1 protein-coding gene and 1 pseudogene are annotated in these 1,514 nt (G+C 70.5%); one reads left to right on the top strand and one right to left on the bottom strand.

Annotation, left to right across the window (positions count from 1 at the left end; genetic code table 11):
- Nucleotides 1-844 (top strand): annotated as a pseudogene (locus RMN84_RS07610) (hypothetical protein); the annotation flags it as partial.
- A 105-nt stretch (nt 845-949) separates the two neighbouring features.
- On the opposite strand, the gene RMN84_RS07605 reads toward RMN84_RS07610, so the two are convergent.
- Nucleotides 950-1,411, bottom strand: coding sequence for a YaiI/YqxD family protein (locus RMN84_RS07605; protein ID WP_309611575.1), 462 nt, complete (start codon nt 1,409-1,411; stop codon nt 950-952).
- Nucleotides 1,412-1,514 lie beyond the last annotated feature (103 nt).

Raw genomic sequence — 1,514 nt, 5'->3', positions numbered from 1 at the left:
GCCCGTCTCCGCCCCGTCGTCCGCCGCCGAAACCGGAGCCGACCCCTCGGCGATCGTCACCACCGACGCGCCCGCACTCGACGCACACGGTTATGACCCCGCCCACTATGACTGGGTGCCGGTGCTGCGCAAACCGCGCGTCGATGGCTGGACGCCGCAGCGCCAGCGCGCCTTCATCGGCTATCTCGCCGATAGCGGCAGCGTGCGCGGCGCGGCGGATGAGGTCGGCATGTCGCCGAGCAGCGCCTACACGCTGCGCCGCTCGTCCGACGGCGCCGCCTTCGCCGCCGCCTGGGACGCGGCCATCCAGCAGGCGGCGCACGTGCTGGTCGACGAGGCGTTCGAGCGCGCGCTGAACGGCGCCAGCGAGCCGGTCTATGATCGCGACGGCGCCCGGGTCGGCATCCGCCACCGGCGCAGCGACGCGCTGATGATGTTCCTCCTGCGCAAGCATTTCCCCGATCGCTACGGCGACCTCAATCGCGACCGGGCCGAACCGGCGGTGGCGCGATCGCTGCCGCCCGTGGCCGACGCGCTGCCCGCCCTCGCCCCGGTCCAGCCGGTCGATCCGCTTGCGCTGATGAGTCCCGACGACGCCGATGTCGCGCTCGAATGCGCCCACTTGCTCGACGGCCAGCTCGCTCACCTTAATGTGCAGGATGGCAGCGAGCTCAGACGCGCGCCCGAACCGGTCGATCACGAGTTCGAGGCCCGGCTGGCCGAGGCCAAGCGCGCGGCTGCCGCCCCTAGCTGTAGCTATATAGACGAGACCCATGCCAAGGCCGACGCCTATATGAAATATCTCGACGGCCATGGCAGGCGTAAGAAGGCAAAACGTCGATAGGGTGTGAACTTTCGTGAACTTTGGCCTGCGCCGTGCCCGGCAAGGCCGCTGTCCCGAACCCCGATAGCGTGTGAACTTTCGTGAACTTTGGCCGCCGCGCTGCCGCTATCCCGGCGACCGCTCGGCCCGCACCAGCGCCTCGTCGAGCGCCTGGAGGAAGCGCGAGCGGTCGGCCTTGGTGAACGGCGCCGGTCCGCCGATGGCGCCGCCGCCGACGCGCAGGTCGGCCATGATCGCCCGCACCGCCACCGCGCTGCCGATCGATCCGCTCGTGAACGGCCTGCCGGTCGGCCCGATCACCGCCGCTCGGGCCTTCAGGCAACGCTCGGCGAGGAGGATGTCGGCCGTCACCACCACGTCGCGCGGGCCCGCCGTTTCCGCGATCCAGTCGTCCGCCGCGTCGAAGCCGTCGCTGACCACGACCCGCTCGATCAGCGCCTGCTCGGGGATGCGGATGCGGGCGTTGCTGACCACCACCACCGCGACGTTGCGGCGATAGGCGACCTTGTAGATCTCCTCCTTGACCGGGCAGGCGTCGGCGTCGACCAGGATGCGCGCTTTACTCATGGGCAACCGGTAGCCCATCCGCTGGCGACAGGCGATCCGGCCGGGGGGGTCGCCGGACACGAAACGGCCCCCCGCTGAAGGAAGCAGGGGGCCGCTACGCTAA

Source organism: Sphingomonas sp. (genome assembly GCF_031380695.1).
Taxonomy (GTDB): Bacteria; Pseudomonadota; Alphaproteobacteria; order Sphingomonadales; family Sphingomonadaceae; genus Sphingomicrobium.
The sequence above is the reverse complement of the archived record's forward strand: the minus strand, read 5'-3'. Positions and strand labels throughout refer to the sequence as shown.

Excerpts from the sequence above, each read along its gene's own strand:
- RMN84_RS07605 (WP_309611575.1), bottom strand. The coding sequence starts at position 1,411 with ATGAGTAAAGCGCGCATCCTGGTCGACGCCGACGCCTGCCCGGTCAAG.